Genomic DNA, 1,042 nt, shown 5'->3' with positions numbered 1-1,042 from the left:
AAGTTACTAGAAGACTAAGTTTATACAACTAATTGAGTTACAATCTCGGGCTGTGTTTTCACAGCCCGTTTTCGTATATCAGGAATCTAGCTCAACAGTATGGAAATTATTCTAATTACAACGGCTTTTTTAGCAGGCTTCATCGCGCTCAAATGCAGCCTTCCCCCTCTAGTCGGTTTTCTACTAGCGGGTTTTGGCTTACATGCCTTTGGCTATCAAAGTAATGACGTTATTGTCACTCTGGCTGATCTCGGCGTTACTCTTTTGCTTTTTACTATTGGCTTAAAGCTCGATGTAAAAACATTGCTTTCCAAAGAAATTTGGGGCGGCGCAACAACGCACAATATTCTTTCAACCGCTTTTTTTGCCCTTGCGTTGTCAGGGCTGAAACTGCTTGGATTAACGTCCCTTGCAAGTATGGAAAGCGGGCAGATATTGCTCCTAGCCTTTGCACTTTCCTTCTCTAGCACTGTTTTCGCGGTAAAAACACTGCAGGAAAAAGGTGAACTCAACGCGACATACGCCACACTGGCCGTCGGTATTTTGGTTATGCAAGATATCTTCGCGGTCGTGTTTCTGACTGTTTCAACAGGCAAAGTGCCAGAATGGTACGCCATAGGTCTATTTGCTCTTCCTCTCCTGCGCCCGCTGTTTTACAAGTTATTGGATAAAGTAGGCCACGGCGAGATGTTAGTGCTGTTCGGCATTTTCTTCGCGCTTGTTGTGGGTGCCGGACTGTTTGAGTTAGTTGGAATGAAACCAGACCTTGGCGCCTTGATTCTTGGCATGATGCTCGCTGGTCACCGTAAAGCGTCAGAGTTGTCTAAATCGCTATTTAATATGAAAGAGCTCTTTCTCGTCTGCTTCTTCTTAAATATCGGCTTATCCGCATCTTTGAGTCTAACGGGTATCGCACTAGCGCTTTTATTCATTGTCCTTCTACCTATTAAAGGGTTGCTATACTTCCTCACAATCAACCACTTTAAGTTTCGCGTGCGTACTTCCCTACTCGCTTCTTTATCACTGTTTAACTACAGCGAAT

At 44.2% G+C, this 1,042-nt stretch carries 1 protein-coding gene; it reads left to right on the top strand.

Features of this window, described 5'->3' with window-relative positions; genetic code table 11:
- Positions 1-99: 99 nt before the first annotated feature.
- The coding region (locus R7O12_RS26890; protein WP_318127117.1) for a cation:proton antiporter at positions 100-1,042 on the top strand (943 nt) is incomplete at its 3' end.

Source organism: Vibrio sp. Vb1574 (assembly GCF_033338675.1).
Note: the sequence above shows the minus strand (reverse complement) of the source record. Positions and strands in the feature narration are given on the sequence as shown.